The 23,934-nt window shown below is 40.6% G+C and carries 20 protein-coding genes and 3 pseudogenes; 15 read left to right on the top strand and 8 right to left on the bottom strand.

The annotated features are described in order from the left end of the window. The 4 genes and pseudogenes from ACFPQ3_RS03260 to ACFPQ3_RS03275 all read right to left on the bottom strand — a co-directional run. A pseudogene (locus ACFPQ3_RS03260) lies at window positions 1-407 on the bottom strand (IS630 transposase-related protein); the annotation flags it as partial. 136 nt (window positions 408-543) lie between these two features. Continuing rightward, the gene (locus ACFPQ3_RS03265; protein ID WP_156806552.1) at window positions 544-3,246 is read right to left on the bottom strand and encodes a pneumococcal-type histidine triad protein; all 2,703 of its coding nucleotides are present in this window, start codon (window positions 3,244-3,246) and stop codon (window positions 544-546) included. 8 nt (window positions 3,247-3,254) lie between these two features. Further along, on the bottom strand, window positions 3,255-4,181 hold the full coding sequence (locus ACFPQ3_RS03270) for a metal ABC transporter solute-binding protein, Zn/Mn family (protein WP_156806553.1): 927 nt from the start codon (window positions 4,179-4,181) through the stop codon (window positions 3,255-3,257). Between the two features lie 266 nt (window positions 4,182-4,447). Beyond that, window positions 4,448-4,629, bottom strand: a pseudogene (locus ACFPQ3_RS03275) (hypothetical protein); the annotation flags it as partial. Window positions 4,630-4,940: 311 nt separating this feature from the next. On the opposite strand from ACFPQ3_RS03275, the pseudogene ACFPQ3_RS03280 reads away from it, so the two are divergent. Further along, window positions 4,941-5,033 (top strand): annotated as a pseudogene (locus tag ACFPQ3_RS03280) (IS630 family transposase); the annotation flags it as partial. A gap of 91 nt (window positions 5,034-5,124) precedes the next feature. Here ACFPQ3_RS03280 and ACFPQ3_RS03285 read toward each other — a convergent pair. From ACFPQ3_RS03285 to ACFPQ3_RS03295, 3 genes are all read right to left on the bottom strand, one after another. Beyond that, on the bottom strand, window positions 5,125-5,997 hold the full coding sequence (locus tag ACFPQ3_RS03285; RefSeq protein ID WP_156806894.1) for an RluA family pseudouridine synthase: 873 nt from the start codon (window positions 5,995-5,997) through the stop codon (window positions 5,125-5,127). Between the two features lie 127 nt (window positions 5,998-6,124). Next, window positions 6,125-7,087: a LacI family DNA-binding transcriptional regulator gene (locus ACFPQ3_RS03290; protein WP_156806896.1), complete on the bottom strand. Its 963-nt coding sequence runs from the start codon at window positions 7,085-7,087 to the stop codon at window positions 6,125-6,127. 3 nt (window positions 7,088-7,090) lie between these two features. Then, window positions 7,091-8,524, bottom strand: a complete 1,434-nt coding sequence (locus ACFPQ3_RS03295; protein ID WP_156806898.1) for a sucrose-6-phosphate hydrolase — start codon at window positions 8,522-8,524, stop codon at window positions 7,091-7,093. A gap of 363 nt (window positions 8,525-8,887) precedes the next feature. Between ACFPQ3_RS03295 and ACFPQ3_RS03300 the strand changes: the two genes are divergently transcribed. The 14 genes from ACFPQ3_RS03300 to mnmM all read left to right on the top strand — a co-directional run bounded on the left by ACFPQ3_RS03300 (window position 8,888) and on the right by mnmM (window position 22,903). After that, window positions 8,888-10,798: a sucrose-specific PTS transporter subunit IIBC gene (locus ACFPQ3_RS03300; protein ID WP_156806900.1), complete on the top strand. Its 1,911-nt coding sequence runs from the start codon at window positions 8,888-8,890 to the stop codon at window positions 10,796-10,798. Between the two features lie 148 nt (window positions 10,799-10,946). Next, window positions 10,947-11,828, top strand: coding sequence for a fructokinase ScrK (gene scrK / locus ACFPQ3_RS03305; protein WP_156806903.1), 882 nt, complete (start codon window positions 10,947-10,949; stop codon window positions 11,826-11,828). Window positions 11,829-11,958: 130 nt separating this feature from the next. Continuing rightward, window positions 11,959-12,444, top strand: coding sequence for a ribosome maturation factor RimP (rimP, locus tag ACFPQ3_RS03310; RefSeq protein WP_198039929.1), 486 nt, complete (start codon window positions 11,959-11,961; stop codon window positions 12,442-12,444). Window positions 12,445-12,799: 355 nt separating this feature from the next. Continuing rightward, window positions 12,800-13,993, top strand: coding sequence for a transcription termination factor NusA (nusA, locus tag ACFPQ3_RS03315; protein ID WP_156806905.1), 1,194 nt, complete (start codon window positions 12,800-12,802; stop codon window positions 13,991-13,993). Window positions 13,994-14,076: 83 nt separating this feature from the next. Next, window positions 14,077-14,373: an RNase P modulator RnpM gene (gene rnpM, locus ACFPQ3_RS03320; RefSeq protein ID WP_156806907.1), complete on the top strand. Its 297-nt coding sequence runs from the start codon at window positions 14,077-14,079 to the stop codon at window positions 14,371-14,373. 20 nt (window positions 14,374-14,393) lie between these two features. Next, window positions 14,394-14,696: a YlxQ-related RNA-binding protein gene (locus ACFPQ3_RS03325; RefSeq protein ID WP_156806909.1), complete on the top strand. Its 303-nt coding sequence runs from the start codon at window positions 14,394-14,396 to the stop codon at window positions 14,694-14,696. Between the two features lie 18 nt (window positions 14,697-14,714). Then, complete coding sequence (infB, locus tag ACFPQ3_RS03330; protein WP_156806911.1) at window positions 14,715-17,573, top strand: translation initiation factor IF-2; 2,859 nt, start codon at window positions 14,715-14,717, stop codon at window positions 17,571-17,573. Window positions 17,574-18,186: 613 nt separating this feature from the next. Further along, window positions 18,187-18,537 carry a 30S ribosome-binding factor RbfA gene (rbfA, locus tag ACFPQ3_RS03335; RefSeq protein WP_161978674.1) on the top strand — a complete coding sequence of 117 codons (351 nt, stop codon included), beginning with the start codon at window positions 18,187-18,189 and terminating at the stop codon, window positions 18,535-18,537. 59 nt (window positions 18,538-18,596) lie between these two features. Continuing rightward, window positions 18,597-19,550 carry a competence protein CoiA gene (locus ACFPQ3_RS03340; RefSeq protein WP_156806913.1) on the top strand — a complete coding sequence of 318 codons (954 nt, stop codon included), beginning with the start codon at window positions 18,597-18,599 and terminating at the stop codon, window positions 19,548-19,550. Between the two features lie 27 nt (window positions 19,551-19,577). After that, window positions 19,578-19,766 (top strand): hypothetical protein, encoded by a 189-nt coding sequence (locus ACFPQ3_RS03345; RefSeq protein ID WP_121835924.1) that lies wholly within the window; start codon window positions 19,578-19,580, stop codon window positions 19,764-19,766. 70 nt (window positions 19,767-19,836) lie between these two features. Further along, window positions 19,837-20,775 carry a tRNA modification radical SAM protein MnmL/YtqA gene (mnmL, locus tag ACFPQ3_RS03350; protein ID WP_156806940.1) on the top strand — a complete coding sequence of 313 codons (939 nt, stop codon included), beginning with the start codon at window positions 19,837-19,839 and terminating at the stop codon, window positions 20,773-20,775. A 55-nt stretch (window positions 20,776-20,830) separates the two neighbouring features. Beyond that, the gene (locus tag ACFPQ3_RS03355) at window positions 20,831-21,616 is read left to right on the top strand and encodes an aminoglycoside 3'-phosphotransferase (RefSeq protein ID WP_156806915.1); all 786 of its coding nucleotides are present in this window, start codon (window positions 20,831-20,833) and stop codon (window positions 21,614-21,616) included. 11 nt (window positions 21,617-21,627) lie between these two features. Next, window positions 21,628-22,329: a hydroxyacylglutathione hydrolase gene (gloB, locus tag ACFPQ3_RS03360; RefSeq protein ID WP_156806917.1), complete on the top strand. Its 702-nt coding sequence runs from the start codon at window positions 21,628-21,630 to the stop codon at window positions 22,327-22,329. A 25-nt stretch (window positions 22,330-22,354) separates the two neighbouring features. Next, a complete protein-coding gene (gene mnmM, locus ACFPQ3_RS03365; RefSeq protein WP_156806919.1) occupies window positions 22,355-22,903 on the top strand; it encodes a tRNA 5-(aminomethyl)-2-thiouridylate-methyltransferase MnmM in 549 nt (182 codons plus the stop codon). A 113-nt stretch (window positions 22,904-23,016) separates the two neighbouring features. Here the strand turns inward: mnmM and ACFPQ3_RS03370 are convergent, their stop codons facing one another. Further along, window positions 23,017-23,802 (bottom strand): ABC transporter ATP-binding protein, encoded by a 786-nt coding sequence (locus ACFPQ3_RS03370; protein ID WP_156806921.1) that lies wholly within the window; start codon window positions 23,800-23,802, stop codon window positions 23,017-23,019. Between the last annotated feature and the right edge of the window lie 132 nt (window positions 23,803-23,934).

A 23,934-nucleotide genomic window follows, 5' to 3' on the forward strand; every position in this document is an offset into this window, starting at 1 on the left:
GCTATAAACAGGTGTTAAGTGCTTTAAATGGTTAAAATTTTTAAGAAATAAAGCTACTTTTTCTGGATCTTGTTCATAGTAAGTACTGTTCTTTTTTTTGAGTATATCCCATAGCTTTGAGAGCATAGTGAATGGCAGTAGGAAGACGGTCAAATTCAGAAGCTATTTCAGTCAAATAAGCATCTGATGATCAGTAAGATAGTTTTTGAGGCTATCTCTATCAACTTTCCTAGGTTTTGTTCCTTTGACTTGATGTGATGGTTTAGATTCCCTGTTTTCTCTTTTAGTTTTAACCAGCCATAAATGGTATGTCGTAAGATTTGGAAAACATCTGATGCTTTTGTGATACGACCTGTTCGCTTACAATAGGCGGGAACTTTTTCACGAAAATCTAATGCATATGCCATAAGAAAAGAACCTCCTTATAAAAACAGTATAGTGTACTTTTTTATACTGTCCATTATAAGGGGTTCTGTTCAGTGAAAAAACAAAAATTCACTAAAGCTCTAAGGGAGTATATCATTTCCAGCTTCTTTTTAACGACTATCCAACAAGTGAAATGATATGAATTTGTCCATTGCGGTCAGTCAGACGAACAACTTTTTGTTCTGGGAAGTAGGCAAAGGTATCAACACCGACACCATGGGTCATCGCAAGCTCGTAGAGCTTGTCCTCAAAAGCCTCTCGTTCCATGCCAAAGGCAGTCGCTCGCTTGAGCATGTCACGGTCATAATCATCCAGGTCATCGTCCTCTGAGCTAGATGCTTCCGTTTCTGTTGGATTAGGTTGAGCTGACGATTCTGTGTCAAGTGTTTCATGATTATCAGCAGGTTTAGATTCTGGTGATGATATGCCTGCCGCCTCGTCGTCTTCTGTGGTATCTTCATCGGGTTCTTCTCCGACAGGATAATTCGGACGGTTTTCAGCATTGCCACGACCTTTCATGATGTCGCTATCGCGCCCCCATCCATCTTTTGAACTAGGGCGTTCATCAGGATTTTCTACATAATATTTGATAGTAGCAAAGAGATCCTCTAGGCTGTAACCCGCAGGTGCTTCAAACAAATCATCAAAGCGAGCGATAGCGATGTTGTGGTAATGGTTGTAGTGCGGAATGATGAGGTAACCGTTGTTAATTTCGACGGTGTAGGCAGAATTGTACGGCATCTTCTCAATCGGAATACGTTTAGCTGGCTCTGCTTTGTCAAAGATGTCTACAGCTCGTTCCCTTGGGCGACCGTCATTTGGCTGTGGCGTTGGATGGCTTGGTTCTGTTTCTGCTGGCTTACGACTGGCTAGTTCTTTCTCGGCTGCTCGGCGTTCAGTATAGGAGAGGTCCCACTTAGGAATCCAGTGGCTATGGTCCATGTGAGGAACGATGTAGGCATCTCCCTCTTCACGTTCAATGTCCTTGGCATCAAAGATATAACCGTCTGAGGTGGTGTAACGTCCAGCAGCCTTAGCCTCAGCGATTTCTTCGGGACTGTAAATGATTTGTGAGTTTGGCTTACCTTCACGCTCAGCTACTGGCGTTGGTTTATGGTGCTCATCAGTTGTTGGTTGGCTTGGCGTTTCAGTAGAGTTATTATGTTCAGTGGAGTCTTGCTCTTCTGGTTCGTCACCGTCAGCAGTATTGCCCAAGGCAGGTAGGGCTTCTCCTTTTTCTTTGCTTGTTAGGACAGTCAATTCTGATAATATCAGATTTTCTTCGCCTGCAACAGGTGTGATGACATATCCAATACCAGGCATATAGGAAATAGTACTTGCCTTGTCACCGTAGTATTGTCCTAGATAAGCTAGAAGTTCAGCTCTCTGGTCAGCCGGTTTAGGCTGAGGTTTATCGGTTGGCTGACTAGGAACATTGCCGGTTGTATCAGCTTTATCCGATTCAGAAACATTATTCTCTTCTGTGGTTGTTGTCTCTTCGTTTGGTATTGGTGGAATTGTATTTTCGGCGGGTGTCTCTAGCTCTCTGGAATCACCGTTTTCTGGCTGATTTGGTACCAGCTGTTCAACTGTTTCAGGTGTTATTGGTAATGCTGGTTGGCTTGGTTGTGTAGGCTTGGAAGGTTTACTTGGCGTATTGGCTTCATTACCTTGACCTAACAAACGTGAAACACTAGCTTCAAGCTCCGACATTTGGCTGTAGGGGATAAAGTGGAAATGGTCTCCATGTGGCACAACAACTCCCCGTTCTGTCCACTTGGTAATGGTTGCTGGATCAAACACCAGACCATCTGCTTCAACATGACGGAGCGATAGTGGCTGAGCATAGAGCATCTGTAGCAAGCTATCTAAGTTATCTGTGCTAGCGGATTTATCTGGTTGCCTTGGTTGAGTTGGTTGTGTTGGTTGAGTTGGTTGAGTTGGTTGTGGGGCTTGATTTGACGGTGCAGGTTGAGCAGTGTGTTGTGGTACATGTGGTTGTACACCAGCTACTGGTGCAGTTGCCACCGTTGCTATAGAAGCTTGTGGTTGTGCAGGGGTGTTAGAGTTGTCAGCAGGTGTCTTTTTACCGTTCCAGTAGGCTCGTGCAGCTGCCAATTCTGCTGGGGACAAATCAGCTTTCGGGATATAGTGGAAGTGGTCACCATGTGGCACGAGGAACCCGTCACCTAAGTCATCAATAACATCTGTTGGGCTAAAGACATAACCATCATCTGTAGTGTAAGGTTTCGTCGATGTTGCACTTTTCTTATTTGTTGTAGTAGGTGTTCCTTGTTGGTTACCTTGACTTGGTCGAACAGTACCTGCGCTTTGCTGCTGGCGAACGATCTCTTCTTTGGTACGAACATTGGTGACTTTTTTGGCATCCTTGAGGTAAAGATAGTAAGTGCCGTTGACCTTGATGATGTAACCATCTTTGACCTCGTTGACAATGTCTTCTTGCTTGAGGGCATAGGAGCTATCTTTTATGATTAATTCTTCGCTGATAATAGCATCAAATGGCACCTTACCATTATAGAAATGGTAGTGATCACCATGTGAAGTCACGTAACCCTGGTCGGTAATTTTAACGACAATTTGTTCAGCGTTAATCCCTTCTTTAGCGCTGACTTCGTCAGGGCTCATGTTGGCCGTATCGATCACAACTTTTTCCTTGTTACTAGTTGGCTGCTCTGACGAACTAATATAAGTGACACGGTTTTTATCTTTTTGCTCAAGGGCTTGATGATGCCCAATTTGATAACTACTGACTGAGAGTAGAATAGCTGCTGCAGAGCTATAAATGTATTTTTTTTTCATGTAATTGATTAATCCTTTCTAGTTTCGAGTTCTTCCGCGAGGATTGTGAGGTTAGCCTCTAAATTATCTAGATAGCTGAGGTTATTTTGGGGATCAGCTTCTAGAGGTTCTAGTACTTTTAAGTTAACCTTGGTTGATGTTGCAAGAGTTTTAGCTATTTTGTCTGAGATTCCTCGCTCAACAAAAATCGTTGTAACCTGATAAGTGTCGATGAACTCTTTGATTTCTGCTAGTTGACGTGGACTAGGTTCTTGATTGGTTACAGTGGCAATTCCAAGTTGTTCTAAGCCAAAGCGTTTAGCTAGATATGCAAAGGCGGTATGCTGAGTGACAAAAGTTTTGACTTTAGTTTTGGCAAAACGCTGTGTGAATTTTTCAGCCATTTTTTCAGCATTTTCAGCCATTTTTTCAGCGTTTTGTTGGTAGGTAGTAGCGTGATCTGGGTCAATCATAGCAAGTTGTTTGGCTATTAGTGTAACCTCCTCTGCAACTAAAATTGGATCAACCCAAGTATGTGGATCATAGAGAGTCGCTTCGTCAATCCCATCAACGACGGGAACATCCTCTAGACCAGAGACACGCTGAAGATTCATACCTTTGGAAGCCTCTAAAACTATGACGTTAGATTGTTTTAGATTTGTGTCTAACCGTCCTGCCCAGCTCTCCAAGATATGAGAATGGTAGATGAAAACATCAGCGTCGTGAATAGCACGGATGTCAGCAACTGATGGCTCGAATTCATGTATCCCTTGTCCAGATTGAATCATGCGGACATCATTAAGTTCACCAGAGACTTCCTTAACCATGGCATAAATGGGATAGAAACTAGTGACTATGTTTAGTCCTTGACTTTCTTTGGGAGGTTTATGTTGGCAAGCTCCTAATATAAGCAGGGTAAGTAAGAGTGATAGTAGGGCGCGATAAAATTTGAACATTTTAAAAAAACTCCTTAACTGGTTAAGTATAAAGATTATATCAACAATCAACTAATTTGTCAATCATTTCCCAAAGTGAATCATTTAGAGTCTTTTTACGAAAAACAGAACTTAGTTTGAGACTAAATTCTGTTACAATTATCCCGTTTTCTCACACTAAGTTCCACATCCTACGGACCTAGAACATACTCTGAAAATTTAGCTGCATCATTCCGTAGTTAGTTTTGGCGTATTGTTTAATCAAGTGCAACAAATTCGATACTGAATTATAGTTTACTGAAATAGGAACAGGACAAAAGTAGGTCAAGAAAAGTATCGCAAATTGACAATACTTTTCTTGACCTACTTTTGATGTGATCCGTGTTTTCTCATTGGAATTATACTTGGGTGAATACGGAGGAAGTGGTAAAAGTCTATGCCCTGATCGGTAGTATAGTAATTTAGACTTTAATTAGTAAATTTGGTGTTAATACTTATCCTAATGTAGTGTAGAACGAAAGTGACTTCTTACGAAGTTTCATTTCTCTTTGTCAAATCTAGGTCTTCTTCGCTCTCATATTTTTAAGCTCAGGAGGTTGGGAAAAGATATCTTAACCCTCTCTTTTTGAGAGTAATCACAGACGATGCAGTGGTTGATTGGAAGTCCTAAACTGGACACTTCTACATTTTCAAGTGTCCACCTAAAACATCCACTGGATTATTCTCGCTCATTCGTTTTCAAGCTCGAACCTAAAATATAGTCAATTGAAATAGGGATAAACATGGGTTCATATCAAAAAGCACCTCAAAAAAGTATTGCCAAATTACAATACTTTTTATGAGGTTCTTTTATCCTATCCCTATTTCAATTAACTATTATTTATTTGCAGGTTGATTTCCTTAGAGATTGAAGGGAATGGTGATTATTCTATTAGATAGTATCGCTAGATGTAAACTATTTTTATTAGTGAGTAGTTTGTAACCCTTTTTCAAAACTATCTGACTCAGCTTTGACAGTGATTTTTTCCAGAGTAAAGGGATGGGTAAAACTTAATTGATGGGCGTGCAACATGAGGCGTTGCGCAGCTTTTTTGCTATACAACGGATCGCCTATTAATGCGTGTCTGTGATGTGAGAGGTGCACACGAATCTGATGTGTTCGTCCAGTATCCAGTTTACAATTAAGGAGAGTTACTTTGTCAAAGGTTTTTAGCCGAGTAATGTGGGTAATGGCTCTTTGTCCATGTTTTGAGTCAACAATACGCTTTCTACGATCGTGACGATCACGACCAATGAGGTCACGATAGGTTAGTTGCTCTTGCGGAAATGTTCCTTCAGCTAAGGCCCAATATTGACGGCTGATTTGATTGGTTTCTAGCAATCGGTTGATAATAGGAAGGACAAAGGGGTTTTTCGCAAAGAGAATGGCCCCACTGGTTTCCATGTCCAAGCGGTGCACCACATAGCAAGTTAAACCAACATAAGCAGAGACGTGATTGAGGAGGGCGATTTCTGTGGGCTCATTTCCATGCGTTTTCATTCCCTCAGGTTTGTTGACGATAATGAGATGCTCATCTTCGTAAAGGCAGTCAACTTGCTTACGGTCACCGAATGGAATTGATTTTTCAGGGTAATCCTCTTGGTCGAAAATCAAGGTTATATGGTCACCAGCTTTTACAGGCGTTTGCCAAGTAACGTTGGCATTATTAACAAGTATGTGCTTTTTAGTACGTAAAAAATGCCTAATTTTACGAGGAATGAGCCAATGGTCTTCTAAAAGCTCTTTAACTGTAAGCGCTTTTGGTATATTAGGAAGAGTTATGTTGTAAGTTGTCATCGTTTTTATAAAAATCTATTTCTATATTAATTTAAAAATGTGGTGTACTAGGAAGAAACTAGTTATAGTTGATTAATATTATATCAAAAAACGTTGCTTGTCTAATGAAGCAACGTTGGTTCATCAATTATAGCGCAAATGCATTGATTACTTGAACAGGTAAGATGTAGTCTTTTTGTGTTGGGAGTCCTTCTATTTTTCTGAGAAGGATTTCCACGACAAGGCTAGCAATTTCTTTTAGCGGTTGTTTGATTGTTGTTAATTGAGGGAAATAATTTTCGATAAAATTAGTGCCATCGTATCCAACCACTTTCAAATCTGTGGTTAGGGATATGCCTAACTGGTCTGCCATTTTCATGACTAAAATAGCAGTTAAATCATCAGAAGCAAAGACTCCATCAGGTTTTTGAGACACTAGAATAGAGCGGATTTCCATTTCTCTGCGGAGCGTTGAGAGATTGCTTGGAACGTTAATAACGGGACGATTTTTTCGTGGATAATTAAAGCCTAGCGCCCGCAGTCCTGTCGGAGAATTAGAGTTATCATTCCCAGTAATCATGATAATATTTTGGCAACCGTTTTTTTCCAAAAGTTGCGCAGCCATTTTTCCACCAGCAAAATTATCTGAAGAGACGATGGGAACATTTGGAGCTAAGTTGCGATCAAAAGCAACGATAGGTGCCTTGACTTTTTCATAGTCGTCTATTCCTAAATTGTGACTGGATGAAATGATACCATCTACCTGATGAGCACCTAGCATTTCCAGGTAATCTTTCTCCTTAACGGGGTCGCTTTCGCTATTGCAGATAATAACCTTGTAGCCCTTTTGAAATAATTCGTGTTCCAAATGTTCAATGAGCTCAGCATAAAAAATGTTACTTGTGCTTGGGAAAATCAGTCCAATGAGCTTGGCAGACTTGCCTTGAAGACTACGTGCTAAGGTATTTGGAGTGTAATCCAATTCTCTCATGGCAGTTCGTACTTTATCAATGGTTTTCTGGGATAGGTACCCTTTATTGTTAATAACACGAGACACAGTGGTAGGACTTACGCCTGCCAGAGTCGCAACATCAGTAAGTTTAGCGACCATAGTCTACCCCAATTCGTAGTAAGTTCCAACAACTCCTTTTGGAACGATTAACCCAGTTTGATTTTCAGCAGGGAAAACTCGGCTTGTAAAGACTTTTTCGCCATCATTAACAAAAATTTCCACAATGGATTTATCAGCAAAAAGGCGAATGCTGGTATCGGATGGAGCAATGTGACAGTCACGAGTTGTGCCAAAATCTGTTGCGTATTGTTCACCGCAAGCAGAGCGGTCTAAAATCACTTTTCCATCTTTAGTGTCAACGGTTAAGCGTAAGCCATTTCCAGCTTCATCAGCAAAGAGTAGAAGGTCAGCAGTAGTGTTAGCATGGACTGTTAGTTCCAACTCGTAAGTGTTTCCTGTCACTTTTTTACTTGCTAAGGCCTCTGATGATTGGCGCAGAGTTTCCATGGCAGCTACTGGTTTTTGATAAAGTTTACCGTTTTTAATAGAAAGTTCTTTAACTAAACTCATAGCTCCTTGGTAGTCGTAACGGTCGGTTGGATAATCCACATCAGGGAGTCCGATCCAGCTCACGATAAAGGCACGACCGTCAGGGCTATTGAAGCCTTGAGTCGCATAAGCCTCAAAACCGTAGTCTAAGTTTTCTAGCTTTCCGTTTCCGGTCAAAGCAGGTGCTTCTGTGTTGAAGTGTTCAAAGACTCTGTAAGTATTTGGATAGATATTATCGTAAGCCAGCTCAGTTTTGTTAAGTCCTTGTGGGCTGTAAAGTAAGACTGGTTTGCCCTCGACAAAGACAAGGTTTGGACACTCAATCATGTACTCAGATCCAGTACTGCCGAATTTAAGATTGCCGACGACTGTCCAGTTTTTGACATCGTTATCAACGGCTTTATAGAGTTTGATAAAACCTGATTTTTCATGATTTTGAGCGCCAACGATGGCATAAAATTGTCCTTGATAGTCGAAGATTTGAGGATCACGGAAGTGTTCGGTGACATCTTCTGGTTGTTGGATTAAGACGTCTTCGAATTTTTCAATAGTACCATCTTTGTGCATCCAAGCTCCGATTTGAAGAGGGTCACGAACCCAATTTTCATCACGAACATTTCCGGTGTAAAATAGAAATAGCTTATCGTTTATTTCGTAGGCAGATCCTGAATAGGCCCCGTGGCTATCATGAGCATGATCTGGTAAAAGTGTCACGCCAGTTTCTTCAAAATGGACTAAATCAGTAGAGGTTGTATGCACCCATTGTTTGAGACCGTGTGCTGCACCAAAAGGCCAATTTTGATAGAAAAGATGGTACTTACCGTCGAAATAAGAAAAGCCGTTAGGGTCGTTCAGGAGTCCTGTCTTTGGCTCTAGGTGATAGGTAGCATGCCAAGGAGATTTGGCAACATTTTCAGCAATTTTAGTTTTTTCTGCTTCCGTCCAATCTTCGTAGCGACGGTAGCGAATCTCAGTAGGTAAATTCATAATTAATCTATTAGGGATGTTTCGCCTATGAACATTTTCATGGAAAAAAGAAAACCAGCAAAGGTGACGTGCACCGATAAGGGGATGCAAATTTTTTCTAGCAAATACGTCCCGTATTTAAGTTAGATATCTTCTAACTGAATATTCCTTTCCTTAAAAATTAAATACCAGAAAGCCTGTGACGATTTCTGCTATTTTTGTCACTTTTTATGATAAACGTTTTCACACGAAAAATCAATGAAAAACACGAAAAAAATAAAATTTCTGCAAAACGATTGACATATTTTGCCAGCCATGTTAAACTAGGTCATGTAAAAGAAAGTTAATCGCTTTCAGAAAAATAAATAAGGAGATTTTTTGCAAATGAATAACACGCAGATTGCAAAAGAAGTTATCGAGGCCCTAGGTGGTCGCGAAAACGTGCGCAGTGTTGCTCACTGTGCGACACGCCTTCGTGTCATGGTTGTTGATGAAGCTAAAATCGACAAAGAAAAAGCTGAGAATATTGAAAAAGTTCAAGGTGCTTTCTTCAACTCTGGTCAGTATCAATTGATTTTTGGTACTGGTACTGTTAATAAAATCTATGATGAAGTGGTTGCTCTTGGGTTGCCAACATCATCAAAAGCTGAAATGAAAGCAGAAGCTGCACAACAAGGAAATTGGTTCCAACGTGCTATCCGTACATTTGGTGACGTCTTTGTTCCAATCATTCCAGTTATCGTAGCAACAGGTCTTTTCATGGGGCTTCGTGGACTTTTGACACAACCTGCTATTATGTCTGCTATTGGTGTGAATGAATATAACGCTGATTTTCTAACTTATACTCAGATTTTAACTGATACAGCTTTCATTATCTTACCAGGTCTTGTGGTTTGGTCAACTTTCCGCGTATTCGGTGGTAACCCTGCTGTAGGTATTGTTCTTGGGATGATGTTGGTATCAGGATCACTTCCAAATGCATGGGCAGTTGCCAACGGTGGTGATGTTAAAGCGATGGAATTCTTTGGATTCATTCCAGTAGTTGGTTTGCAAGGTTCAGTTCTTCCAGCCTTTGTTATCGGTTTAATCGGTGCTAAGTTTGAAAAAGCTGTTCGTAAAGTAGTTCCAGATGTTCTTGATCTCTTGGTAACGCCATTTGTAACACTTTTGGTAATGTCTATTCTTGGACTATTTGCGATTGGCCCAGTCTTCCACGTGGTTGAAAACTATATCCTTGCAGGTACAAAAGCAGTTCTTTCTTTGCCATTTGGTCTGGCAGGTCTTATCATTGGTGGTCTTCACCAAGTTATTGTGGTTTCAGGGGTTCACCACATCTTCAATCTTCTTGAAATTCAATTGCTTGCTGAGTCTAAAGCAGCAACAGGTATTTCAACGAATGCCTTCAACGCTATCATCACAGCAGCAATGACTGCACAAGGTGCGGCAACTGTTGCGGTTGGTGTGAAAACTAAAAATGCTAAATTGAAGGCTCTTGCTTTCCCAGCAGCTCTCTCTGCTTTCCTCGGCATTACTGAGCCAGCAATCTTTGGGGTTAACTTGCGTTTCCGTAAACCATTCTTCCTTTCATTGATTGCAGGTGCTGTAGGTGGTATGCTGGCCTCGCTTCTCAACCTTCAAGGTACAGGTTCAGGTATCACAATTATCCCAGGTACCCTTCTTTATGTAAACCAATTGCCACAATACCTCCTTATGGTAGCTGTATCATTTGCTCTTGGTTTCGTACTTACCTACCTCTTCGGTTATGAAGATGAAGAAAAAGTTTCAGTAGAGGCCCCAGTTGTAACTCCAGTAGCAGAAGAAGTTGCGTCAGCAGTTGAAGCTGGGCCAGAAACAATTGTTTCTCCGCTTGAAGGTGATGTTGTAGCTCTTGAAAATGTTAATGACCCTGTCTTTGCATCAGGTGCTATGGGTAAAGGTATTGCGGTTAAACCAAGTGGAGATACTCTTTATGCTCCAGTTTCAGGTGTGATTCAAATTGCTTTTGAAACTGGTCATGCTTATGGTATCAAATCAGATAAAGGTGCAGAAGTTCTTCTTCACATCGGTATTGATACTGTTTCTATGGATGGTAAAGGTTTCAATCCAAAAGTAACGGCTAACCAACGTGTTCAGGCAGGAGATGTTCTTGCGACATTTGACCGCGCAGCAATTGCTGAGGCAGGTCTTGATGACACTACAATGGTTATCGTGACAAACACAGCTGACTTTGCAGAAGTTTCTCCAGTAGCTACAGGAACAGTTGCTGTTGGTGCTGATCTTGTGAGCGTTAAATAATTAAATAAAACTGGGAGTGCTGAGTAAAAAAAACTCAGCCTTTCTTTGTGATTTTTGGTATAATAAGATGTATCAGAACATGATTTCCTTTTGGTGAATGACCAAGGAAAATCTAAATAAAAAACTATTTCTAATAATGAGGGATATGATGACTAAACTTTATGGAAGCCTTGAAGCTGGTGGAACAAAATTTGTATGTGCTGTAGGTGATGAAAATTTCCAAGTTGTTGAAAAAACACAGTTTCCAACGACAACACCTTATGAAACGATTGAAAAAACAGTAGAATTTTTTAAACGTTATGAAGATCGTTTAGCTGGTATTGCGATTGGCTCATTTGGACCAATTGATATTGATCAAAATTCACAGACTTATGGATTTGTGACAACTACGCCTAAAGAGCATTGGTCTCAGGTGGACCTGCTTGGCCTCATCCAAAAGGAGTTTAATATTCCGTTTTACTTCACTACAGATGTTAACTCATCAGCCTATGGCGAAGCTCTTGTGCGTAAGAATGTGAAATCGTTAGTCTATTACACTATTGGTACGGGTATTGGCGCAGGTGCTATTCAAGATGGTAAATTTGTAGGAGGTATCGGTCATACAGAGGCAGGACATGTTTATGTTCCACGCCATCCGCGCGATTATGCTAATGAATTTACAGGTGTTTGTCCTTTCCACAATGGTTGTTTAGAGGGGCTTGCGGCAGGTCCATCACTCGAAGCTCGTACAGGTATACGTGGAGAACTAATTGAACAAAACTCGGATGTCTGGGATATACAAGCTTTTTATATTGCGCAGGCAGCTGTGCAAGCAACCTTGTTGTACCGTCCTCAGGTGATTGTTTTTGGTGGTGGTGTTATGGCGCAGGAGCACATGCTTCGTCGTGTGCGTGAGAAATTTATAGCACTTCTTAATGGCTATGTTCCGGTACCAGATGTGACTGAATATATTGTGACACCGGGTGTTCCGGAAAATGGCTCAGCAACGCTTGGAAACTTTGCTTTGGCTAAACAGGTATCGGAGCGCTAACAGCATATTGAAGGCTAAATATGATTTGCAGAGCTTTTTGCTTGCAATATTATGAAGAGTCTGTTATACTATTATAAATTATACAAGAAAGGGGCGAGTGATAACTACGCCCTTTGTCTATGTTAAAAAAATGGAGGTGATGATTATCGCAAACATTGTTGAATTAGTGACGGAAGCAGTTGCACCAGCTATTCTAGAACCGTTTGAATTGATTGATATTCAGTATGAAAAGCTAGGTGGTGATTATGTGTTATCTGTTCTTGTAGATAAGCCAGAAGGCATTACGGTTGAGGATACCGCAGAGCTGACGGATATTATCAGTCCTTTACTGGATACGATTCAGCCTGACCCATTTCCTGCCCAATATATGCTGGAAGTATCGAGTCCTGGTTTAGAGCGACCACTAAAAACCAAAGAAGCGCTAGAGGGAGCTGTTGGCAAATACATTAACGTCTCTCTATATAAGGCGATTGATAAAATTAAGATTTTTCAAGGAGATTTGGTGAGTTTTGATGGCGAAACCTTGACAATTGATTATTTAGACAAAACACGTCATAAAACGGTTGATATTCCTTATAGCAGCGTAGCGAAGGCACGGCTCGCTGTGAAGCTATAACCAAGCTCATTTAGTTATTGCCTAAAAGTGCGGAGCTCTTTTTACCATATTTGTGAAAGGAATTGAATACGGGCTAGGATATTATCAAAAATAGGTGCCTCCTTTAGCGGGTATAAACGTCCTTAGACACAAGCTTCGTCAGGCGTTCTCCTATTTTTTCGTATTCACCTTTATCTATTACTACATTTGAAAGGGATTGAACATGCCCAAGTGGTTATGTCTTCCTAGTCTAAGAAAGGAATTGAATATGGGCTACGGACTTTGTCAAAAAAGATAAACGTGACCTAGACGCGAGCGTCGTCGGTCAGTTTTCTATTTTGACTGTGTCCGCTCAATGCCCTTAATATCTTATTTTATGAGCAAAGAAATGCTAGCAGCCTTCCAGATTTTGGAAGAAGAAAAACACATTAAAAAAGAAGACATCATTGATGCTGTTACAGAGTCGCTAAAATCAGCCTATAAACGCCGTTACGGTCAGTCTGAAAGTTGTGTGGTTGATTTTAATGAAAAAAACGGTGATTTTCAGGTTTTCACTGTTCGTGAAGTTGTGGATGAAGTTTTTGATTCACGCCTTGAGATCAGTTTGAAAGATGCCCTTCTGATCAGTTCTGCTTACGAACTTGGAGACAAGATTCGTTTTGAAGAGTCAGTCAAAGAGTTTGGACGTGTTGCAGCTCAATCTGCTAAACAAACGATTATGGAAAAAATGCGTAAGCAAACTCGTGAAATCATGTATAACGAATACATGCAACACCAAGGTGAAATTATGACTGGTACGGTTGAGCGATTTGACCAACGTTTCATTTATGTCAACCTTGGCAGTCTTGAAGCACAGCTTTCTCACCAAGACCAAATTCCAGGAGAAATTTGGAAATCTCATGACATGATTGACGTTTACGTTTATAAGGTTGAGAACAATCCTAAAGGTGTTAATGTTTTTGTTAGTCGTAGTCACCCTGAGTTTATCAAACGTATCATGGAACGTGAAATTCCTGAAGTGTTCGATGGTACAGTGGAAATCGTGAGTGTGTCTCGTGAAGCGGGAGATCGCACTAAGGTTGCTGTGCGTAGCCACAATCCAAACGTTGATGCTATTGGTACAATCGTTGGTCGTGGTGGTGCCAATATCAAAAAAGTTATTAGCCATTTCCACCCAATGCGTGTTGATGCTAAAACAGGTCTATCTGTACCAGTTGAAGAAAATATTGATGTGATTGAGTGGCAAGAAGACCCGGCAGACTTTATCTATAATGCCATTGCACCAGCTGAAGTTGACTATGTTATCTTTGATCCAGAGGATGCCAAACGCGCTACAGTGGTTGTGCCAGACAGCAAACTTTCTCTTGCGATTGGCCGTCGTGGGCAAAACGTACGGCTTGCAGCGCATTTAACAGGTTTCCGCATTGACATTAAGTCTGCATCAGAATATGAAGAAATTATGGCTCAGTGGGAAGAGGAAGCTAGTGCTACTGAAACGGTAGAAAATGTTGAAGAAAACGTAACAGAGACTATTGTTTCAGAAGAAGTTGAAACAACAGAAGAGGCATAATTCAGTCAGAAAGGAAGAAATCCGTTATAAGTGAACAGTCATAAGGTGATTTTAGTGTCACATGACGGACTTGGTATCTTAAGATGGCTAAAACACGAAAAATCCCATTGCGCAAATCAGTTGTTTCAGGTGAAATCATTGATAAGCGTGATCTTCTCCGTATTGTGAAAACTAAAGAGGGGAATATTTTTATCGATCCAACTGGTAAAGCAAACGGACGTGGTGCTTATATTAAACTGGATAATGAGGAAGCGATGCTCGCTAAGAAAAAAAAGGTGTTTAATCGTTCCTTTTCAATAGATGTTCCAGAAAGTTTCTACGATGAACTCATTTCTTACGTTGATCACAAGGTAAAACGTCGTGAGTTAGGACTAGAATAGCAGTATTGATATAAGAAAATATGACTAACAGAGAAAAATTGTCAAATCTATTAGGGCTTGCTCAGCGTGCGGGGAAAATAATTTCTGGTGAAGAGTTGGTGATTAAAGCTATCCAACATCAAGAAGCAAAATTCGTATTCCTAGCTAACGATGCAGCAGCTAATTTGACTAAAAAAATAACAGATAAAAGTACATTTTACAAAATAGAAGTCTCCACAGCGTTTAGTGCGCTGGAATTAAGTATAGCCCTAGGCAAACCTCGCAAGGTTGTCTGTGTGGTTGACGCTGGATTTACAAAGAAAATGAGGACTCTTATGGACTAAAGAATAGGAGGACAAGATTTGTCTAAGAAACGTTTAAATGAAATCGCCAAAGAAATTGGTAAAACGAGTAAGGAAGTAGTGGCAAAAGCGATAGAATTAGGCCTAGATGTCAAAACACACGCTTCTAGTGTAGATGCAGCAGGTGAAAAGCGTCTTGTTGATGCTTTGAGAAATGGCCAAGCTGCTAATTTAGCTTCTCCGAAAGTAGACAAGAAAGCTGAAGTTAGGACAGAAACGTCAGAAATTCAGTCATCTGAAAAAGTAACAGAATCTAAGAGTGAAGAGATAGCTGAAACTAAGCCGACTACGAAATCAGCACCAGTTCGTCCGCAAATTCGTAATTTTAAGGCAGAACGTGAAGCCAAAGCTAAAGAACAGGCAGAACGTCGTCAAAACGGTGGAAATAACCGTAATCAAAATCGTAACGAACGTCGCGAAAACAAAAGGCGAAATGACAACCGTGAATCAAATAATAATCAAGGCGGAGGTCATTCAAATGGCAATCGTCAAAACAATCGCCGCAATGATAACCAAAATCGTAATCGTAACGAAAACCAGCTTAACACGCGCAATGATTATCGCGACAACCGTAATGGTAATCGTCAGCAAAATCGCCCTGCTCAAACTGCACAAGCAACTGCACCACGCATTGATTTTAAAGCACGTGCAGCGGCCTTGAAAGCTGAACAAAACGCAGAATATTCACGTGAAAGTGAAGCGCGTTTCCGTGAGCAGGAAGAAGCAAAACGTAAGGCAGAAGCTGCCCAAGCACAAGCTCGTCAAGAAAAATTAAAGGCGCAAGCAGAGGCAGAAGCAAAAGCTAGGGAGGCTGCTAAGAAGGCAAAAGAAGAGGTGGTAGCTACTCCTAAAGTAGCGCCAGTAGTCTCTACGGAAAAAACAACTGTTGATACTCGTCGTAAAAAGGCCCGTCCAGAAAAATCAAGAGACTTCTCTAATGAAAATGAAGACGGACCAAAACAAGCAAAAAATAAGAAAAACTGGAACCAAAACCAAGTGAGAAATCAGCGTAATAGCAACTGGAATAACAATAAGAAAAACAAACGTAAAGGCAATCAATCACCAGCTCCTGTAACAGAGCGTAAATTCCACGAATTGCCAAAAGAATTTGAATATAGCGAAGGTATGACTGTCGCTGAGATTGCAAAACGTATCAAACGTGAGCCAGCAGAAATCGTTAAGAAACTCTTTATGATGGGTGTTATGGCCACTCAGAATCAATCCCTTGATGGTGATACGATTGAGCTTTTGATGGTAGATTATGGTATTGAAGCTAAAGCTAAGGTTGAAGTGGATAATGCCGATATTGAGCGCTTCTTCGTTGAAGATGGTTACCTTGACCCAGAAGAAATGATTGAGCGCGCACCAGTCGTAACAATCATGGGTCACGTTGACCACGGTAAAACCACACTTCTTGATACCCTTCGTAATTCACGTGTTGCAACAGGTGAAGCAGGTGGTATCACACAGCATATTGGTGCCTATCAAATTGAAGCCAATGGTAAGAAAATTACCTTTCTTGATACACCAGGTCACGCGGCCTTCACGTCAATGCGTGCACGGGGGGCTTCAGTAACGGATATTACCATCCTTATCGTAGCGGCAGATGACGGTGTTATGCCACAGACAATCGAAGCGATTAACCACTCTAAAGCTGCCGGCGTGCCAATCATTGTTGCCATCAATAAGATTGATAAACCTGGGGCCAATCCTGAGCGAGTTATTGGTGAATTGGCTGAGCACGGCATCATGTCAACAGCGTGGGGTGGAGATTCTGAATTTGTTGAAATCTCAGCAAAATTCGGTCAAAACATTGATGAGCTTCTTGAAACAGTTCTACTTGTAGCAGAACTTCAAGAACTTAAAGCTGACCCAACGGTTCGTGCAATCGGTACAGTTATCGAGGCTCGTCTTGATAAAGGAAAAGGTGCTGTTGCAACCCTTCTTGTTCAACAAGGTACTTTGAATGTCCAAGATCCAATCGTTGTTGGTAATACCTTTGGACGCGTGCGTGCCATGACCAACGATCTTGGTCGTCGTGTTAAATCAGCTGAACCCTCAATGCCAGTCTCAATTACTGGTTTGAACGAAGCACCAATGGCTGGTGATCACTTTGCCGTTTATGAAGATGAAAAAGCTGCTCGTGCAGCGGGTGAAGAGCGTGCGAAGCGTGCCCTTCTTAAACAGCGTCAAGCAACACAACGTGTTAGCCTTGAAAATCTTTTTGATACCCTTAAAGCTGGTGAAGTTAAGACCGTTAACGTTATCATCAAAGCTGATGTGCAAGGTTCTGTAGAGGCTCTTGCCGCATCGCTTCTTAAGATTGATGTTGAAGGTGTTAAGGTCAACGTGGTTCACTCAGCGGTAGGTGCTATCAGCGAGTCTGATGTGACCCTTGCAGAAGCTTCAAATGCCGTTGTTATCGGATTTAACGTTCGTCCTACACCACAAGCGCGTGCTCAAGCTGACGCTGATGATGTTGAAATTCGTCTACACAGTATTATCTATAAAGTTATTGAAGAAATCGAAGATGCAATGAAAGGAATGCTTGATCCAGAATTTGAAGAAAAAATTATTGGTGAAGCTCTTATCCGTGAAACCTTCAAGGTTTCTAAAGTTGGTACTATCGGTGGATTTATGGTTATCTCAGGTAAGATTACTCGTGATTCAAATGTCCGTGTTATCCGTGACCGTGTAGTTATCTATGATGGTAAACTGGCTAGTCTGAAACACTATAAAGATGATGTCAAAGAAGTTGGTAACGGCCGTGAAGGTGGTCTGATGATTGAAAACTATAATGACCTCCAAGTGGATGATACTATCGAAGCTTACATCATGGAAGAAATTAAGCGTAAATAATGACTGAGGCTAAAGCCTCTAGTCGTTATACGCCAGCCACTAGCTCGAAGAGAGTGGAACAGAAGTCATGATGTCGAAGTCTTGACTTCCTCTCGCTCTCTGATTTCTAAGCTCAGGCTGAAAGTGTCCAGTGGACTATTTTAGGTGGACACTTGAAAATGAAAGGAGTGTCTAGTTATAGACCTCCAATTAACCACTGCGTCAAGTTATCTATAAACTAAAATTTAAGGGGCAGGGATATTTTTGTTCCAACCTCTTCTCATGTCGTAAACGTCAATAAGATTTGAAACTAAGGTTTTTTAATCTTATATGGCAATCGCTATGGTTAGGTAATGGTGAAAAGCTCTGCTTTTCCTATTCCCAACTTCAAACAGTTCGTTCCCCAAATCGTTTGAACGATACGTTACACTAGAATTTGATTTTAACTATTATCAATTTAAAGTCAAATTCGTTGAAGCGCAAATAAAAAGAAAATTAGGTAGAGACGGTATGGAGAGAAGGACTTCCATTCAATTATTTCCCAAACATCTCATCTAAGCTAATTCACTAAAAACAAAAGCTAGGTTTGTAGCCTAGTTTTTTCAAAATAATGCTTATCAGAAAGGAAAATCAAATGGCAAATCACCGTATTGACCGTGTTGGTATGGAAATCAAGCGTGAAGTCAATGAAATCTTGCGTCTCAAGGTTCGTGATCCTCGTGTTCAAGATGTTACCATCACAGATGTTCAAATGCTTGGAGATTTATCGGCAGCAAAAGTGTATTACACTATCCATTCAACACTTGCTTCTGATAATCAAAAAGCACAGACAGGTCTTGAAAAAGCCACAGGCACAATCAAGCGTGAACTTGGTAAAAACTTGACCATGTATAAAATTCCTGACCTCATTTTTGAGAAAGATAATTCAATTGAGTATGGAAATAAGATTGACCAGATGCTTCGAGCACTAGAAAATCGTGATTAATGAGGACAACCGCCTGGAAAGGTGGTTGTTTTTTTCGAATAATTAGTTAGGAGGTGCTTATGCTAATTGCACAAAATAATCAAGGTGATTTAGTCAATCTATTAGAAGGTATCCCCAAAAAACAAGAATTTTTCTGTCCGGTTTGTCACCAATCAGTTCGGTTGAAAAATGGTAAAGTGATGCGACCGCATTTTGCACATGTTAACCTAGGGTCCTGTGAATTTTTTCAAGAAACTGAATCGAATGAGCATTTGACCTTGAAGGCAGAACTTTTTGCTTCTCTATCAAAAAACACAGTTGTTGAAGTCGAAAAAATCTTATCTGACTTGGGACAGATTGCGGATATTTTTGTTGGAGAAAAACTGGCGCTTGAAGTTCAGTGTTCTCGCTTACCACAATCACGATTACGTGAACGCACAAACAGTTACCATCAAGCTGGCTATCAGGTCTTATGGCTATTAGGAGAAAAACTTTGGTTAGGCAAGAGAATTTCTCACTTGCAAAAACAGTTTCTTTATTTCAGTCAAAATATGGGCTTTCATTATTGGGAATTGGATTTAAAAAAGCGTCACATCAGATTGAAGTATTTGATATATGAGGACTTAGAAGGTAATCTATCCTATTTGGAGAAGTCCTGTTCTTTGGAACAAGATGTTTTAGAGTTTTTACGTTCGCCCTATAAAAGACAAGATCTACCTCATTATGAAAAACAGCAAAATCAACAGATTTTATCGGTAATTCAACGAGGGTTGATGGCACGAAATCCTAGATGGTTATCTCGTCAAGCGGAGATTTATGCTCGTGGTGGCAATTTGCTTGCGCAATCAACCAATGATTTTTTTCCTCAAATTAGGCCTATTGACTCTAAAGAAGGATTTTGCCAGATAAGGAGCGATTTATCTCAATTTATCTCTGCCTTTTTCCAGTATTATCAAAAACAGAAGGAGAGGGATTGTCAAATCTTATATCCACCTGCGTTTTATGATAACGCTTGCAAAAACAAGATAAAGTGATACAATAAAAGAAAAAGGAGACAAGCTATGAAATCATTTGAAGCGTTTAAAGAAACCTTGTCTGTCGAAAGTCTCAAGGCTATTTATGAGGAAAGTAAACTTGAAGTTGCGCCTGAGGAATTTGAGGGAACAGAAGCTTTTTCAGTCGCTTTGGCCACACAAATGGCTGTCAACTTATTAGAACATTATCATGATTGGCTTAAGGTTGAAAAATAGCAGAGCGAAATCTAAGAGGTGTCGAGTAGTCGGCACTTTTTTTGCTGGGATTTGTGGTAAAATAGGAAACATGAAAAAACGTTATAGAACCGTAAATGATTATTATCGTGAATTATTTGGTGAAAAAATCTTTAAACTCCCCATTGATGCAGGATTTGACTGTCCCAATCGAGATGGCACAGTAGCTCATGGTGGCTGTACCTTTTGCACGGTTTCAGGATCTGGTGATGCCATTGTTGCACCTGATGCCCCTATTCGTGAGCAATTTTACCATGAGATTGATTTCATGCACCGCAAATGGCCAGATGTTAACAAATACCTCGTTTATTTTCAAAATTATACTAATACGCATGCGCATGTGGATGTCATTCGTGAGCGTTATGAACAGGCCATCAATGAACCGGGGGTAGTCGGAGTCAATATTGGAACTCGACCAGACTGCATGCCGGATGAGACCATTGCTTACTTGGCAGAGTTGTCCGAGCGCATGCACGTCACGGTGGAATTGGGCTTGCAGACGACTTACGAAGCGACGTCGGAGCTGATTAACCGCGCGCATAGTTATGAACTCTATGTGGAGACGGTGAAACGCATTCGCCAGCAGGCACCCAAGATTGAGATTGTTTCTCACTTGATTAACGGGCTTCCGGGTGAAACCCACGAGATGATGCTGGAAAATGTTCGCCGTTGCGTGACAGATAATGATATTCATGGCATCAAACTCCATCTCTTGCACCTGATGACCAATACCCGTATGCAACGCGATTACCATGAGGGGCGCTTGCAGCTGCTCAGTCAGGAAGAATACGTCAACATCATCTGCGACCAACTGGAAATTATTCCAAAGCATATCGTTATTCACCGTATCACAGGCGATGCCCCGCGCGATATGCTGATTGGCCCCATGTGGAGCCTCAACAAATGGGAAGTCCTCAACGCCATTGATAAGGAGATGGAGAGAAGAGGGAGTTGGCAGGGCTCAAAATGTCCATTGGACATTTTGAGGTAGGAAATAAAAAACTGCTGTAGCAGTTTCACCTCGTAATTATATTAATAAGAAGCATATGAAGAAAAGAATCATAAAACTAGAAGAATTACAACTGCCCAGAATTTTTGAGAATGTGGCAGGAAATAGTAAAATCTACGATAGCAGCAGTTCACCAGCTGCTCGTGTTTATTTTATTGACAAGGATCAAGGTTATTTCCTGAAAAGGGCAGCTAAGGGAAGTTTAGAGAAAGAAGTTGCTCTCACACGCTATTTTTCTTCAAAAGGATTGGCTCAACAGGTCTTGGATTATGTATCTGATGAACAAGATTGGTTACTGACAGCTAAGGTTGAGGGAGAAGATGCGAGTTCTAAGAAATATTTGGATAATCCTAAAAAACTTTGCCAAACATTAGCAGAAAACATGAGACAATTGCATGCATTGGAAGTTGATGAGCACTTGGTCGGAAATCGAACGCAAGAGTATTTGAAAGCTGTAGAAAAAGGCTACCAAGCAGGAAATTTCGACTCTCATTATTTATTTTCACATCAAAAGAAAATGGATACGAAGGCTACTTATCAACAAGTTCAGGAGTATTCTCCATACTTAGAAGCAAATACCTTGATTCATGGAGACTTTTATCTGCCTAATATCATCTTAAACAATTGGCAGTTCCAGGCTATGATTGATTGGGACAGTGCTGGTTTAGGCGATAAGCATATTGATCTCTTTTGGGCAGTCTGGTCACTAGCGTATAATTTACAAACCAATCGCTATCGGGATTATTTTTTAGATTGTTATGGTCGAGAAAATATCAATTTAGAACTACTAGAGGCGATTGCCTATTTTGAAGTGTTTGGATAAGGAGAAATAATATGAACATCACAGCAATTCCAGCCTTAGCTGATAACTACATTTGGGTATGGTCACAAGGTGATCAAGCCGTTATCGTTGACCCAGGCGAGACCAAGCCTGTTCTGGATTATTTGGAGGAAAACCATCTGACAGCGGGTGCTATTTTAATTACACATGTGCATTCGGACCATGTTGATGGTATCGGCGAAATTGTGGCTAAGTATCCTGATGTTAAAATATATGGTCCTGTAGAAGTTAACCATTTGGTAGATACGGTTTTAGCAGATGGCGACAGTATTGAACTCTATGGTTCGCAAATTGATGTCTTTTTAACGGCTGGTCATTCAGAGGAACACATTTCTTACCTTGTTGATAAGGAACATCTTTTGTGTGGTGATGCCCTCTTTTCAGCAGGCTGTGGTAGAGTCTTTACAGGGGATTATGACGCTCAGTACAAGTCAATGACCTTTTTCAGAACTTTATCAGACGATATCAAGGTCTATGCAGGTCATGAGTACACTTTGACGAATTTACGATTTAGCCTATTACAAACCTCGGATAAGTTTGTCGAAGGTTATTATGAAAAAATCAAGTCAAAAGTAAATCAGGGTATCCCAAGTCTGCCATCCACCATAGGGGTCGAAAAACAAATCAATCGCCTTCTCATGGCAGCAGATGTCGCTGAGTTCACAAGACTGAGACATTTAAGGGACAATTTTTAATACAGAATAGTTAAGGAAAATAATGATGATAAAACGCCCCATTCACCTATCTCATGATTTTTTAGCAGAGGTGTTAGATAAGGACAGCATTGCGGTAGATGCTACCATGGGAAATGGCAATGACACTGTCTTTCTCGCAGACTTAGCTAAGAAAGTTTACGCTTTTGATATTCAGGAACAAGCGGTGCAGAAAACCAGCGAACGATTAGCTCAGCTCGGTTTGAACAATGTAGAATTGATTTTAGCTGGGCACCAAAAGGTAGACGCTTACGTCTCAGAGCTGATTCGCGCAGCCATTTTTAATCTCGGTTACTTACCAAGTGCGGATAAGTCAGTGATTACTAAGCCAGATACAACCTTGATAGCCATCGAAAAAATCCTAGCGCAATTGGAAGTCGGTGGGCGTGTAGCCATTATGATTTATTATGGTCATGAAGGCGGTGACATGGAAAAAGATGCGGTGCTAGATTATGTGCAACAATTAGACCAGACAGTCTTTACGGCTATGCTCTATCAGCCACTGAATCAAATCAATACCCCACCATTTTTGGTGATGATTGAGAAGTTGAGATGACAATACAGGCTCTAAATAACCAATAAAATGGACCCTATGATCATCACATCATACACAGCTTTTTGTGTATCTGTCTTATAGAATCCATTTTTATACTATATTTAGCTTTATTCCTAAAGATGTTTGGGATGAACATAGACTCTATCCTCATCAATAGGAATAATAGTAACAGGGTTTTGGTAGAATGTCGATAAGGTATCTTCTTTGAGGATATCTTTTTTCTTACCTTGGGCAATAATTTTTCCTTGCCTAAGAAGTAGCACATGGCTCATTTGTTTGGTAATCTCCTCAGCGTGGTGAGTGACATAGATAACCGTTGGTGCATGTGGCAATTGGGAAATTTTCCCAATCTGCGCCAGCAATTGTTCACGAGCAAAAAGATCAAGTCCGCTAGTTGCCTCATCTAAAATAATGATATCGGGGTTTTCCATTAGGCTCCGAGCGATGAGAAGCAACTGTTTTTCTCCCTGAGAGAGGCTAGCATAGATACGCCCTAAAAGATGTTCTCCTCCTAAAGATAGCAACATGTGCCGAGCTTCATTAAGTTCGACCTCTCCGTAAGCTTTATAGAGAATAGATGATTTATATTTTCCTGTTAAGACGATTTTTTCAGCTAACATATTCTTAGGAAGGCGCTCAGAAATAAAAGAACCAACGACTCCAATGCGATTTCGGATACTGGTCATATCTTCTTGTCCAAAGGATTTATCTAAAATTGAAATTTGCCCATGACTTGGCCAATGCTCAGCCATAATAAGTTTTAACAGGGTTGTTTTACCAGAACCATTTAAACCTAAAATAGCCCATGTTTGTCCGCTCTCAACTTGCCAGTTTATATTTTTTAAAATGGTTTTTCCTTGTTGTCTAAAGCTGACATTGTCAAATGAAATAATTGCCATACACCACCTCTATTAAATCTCAGATAGATTGATTCTCATTATATCATAATCTAGAAAAAAGGCTGAGAATTAAGGAAAATATAAAATACAGGAATTTTATCGCTAGTTTTTTTAATTTGCTAAAAGTCTCAC

It is taken from the genome of Streptococcus caledonicus (genome assembly GCF_042656225.1).
GTDB classification, from domain to species: domain Bacteria; phylum Bacillota; class Bacilli; order Lactobacillales; family Streptococcaceae; genus Streptococcus; species Streptococcus caledonicus.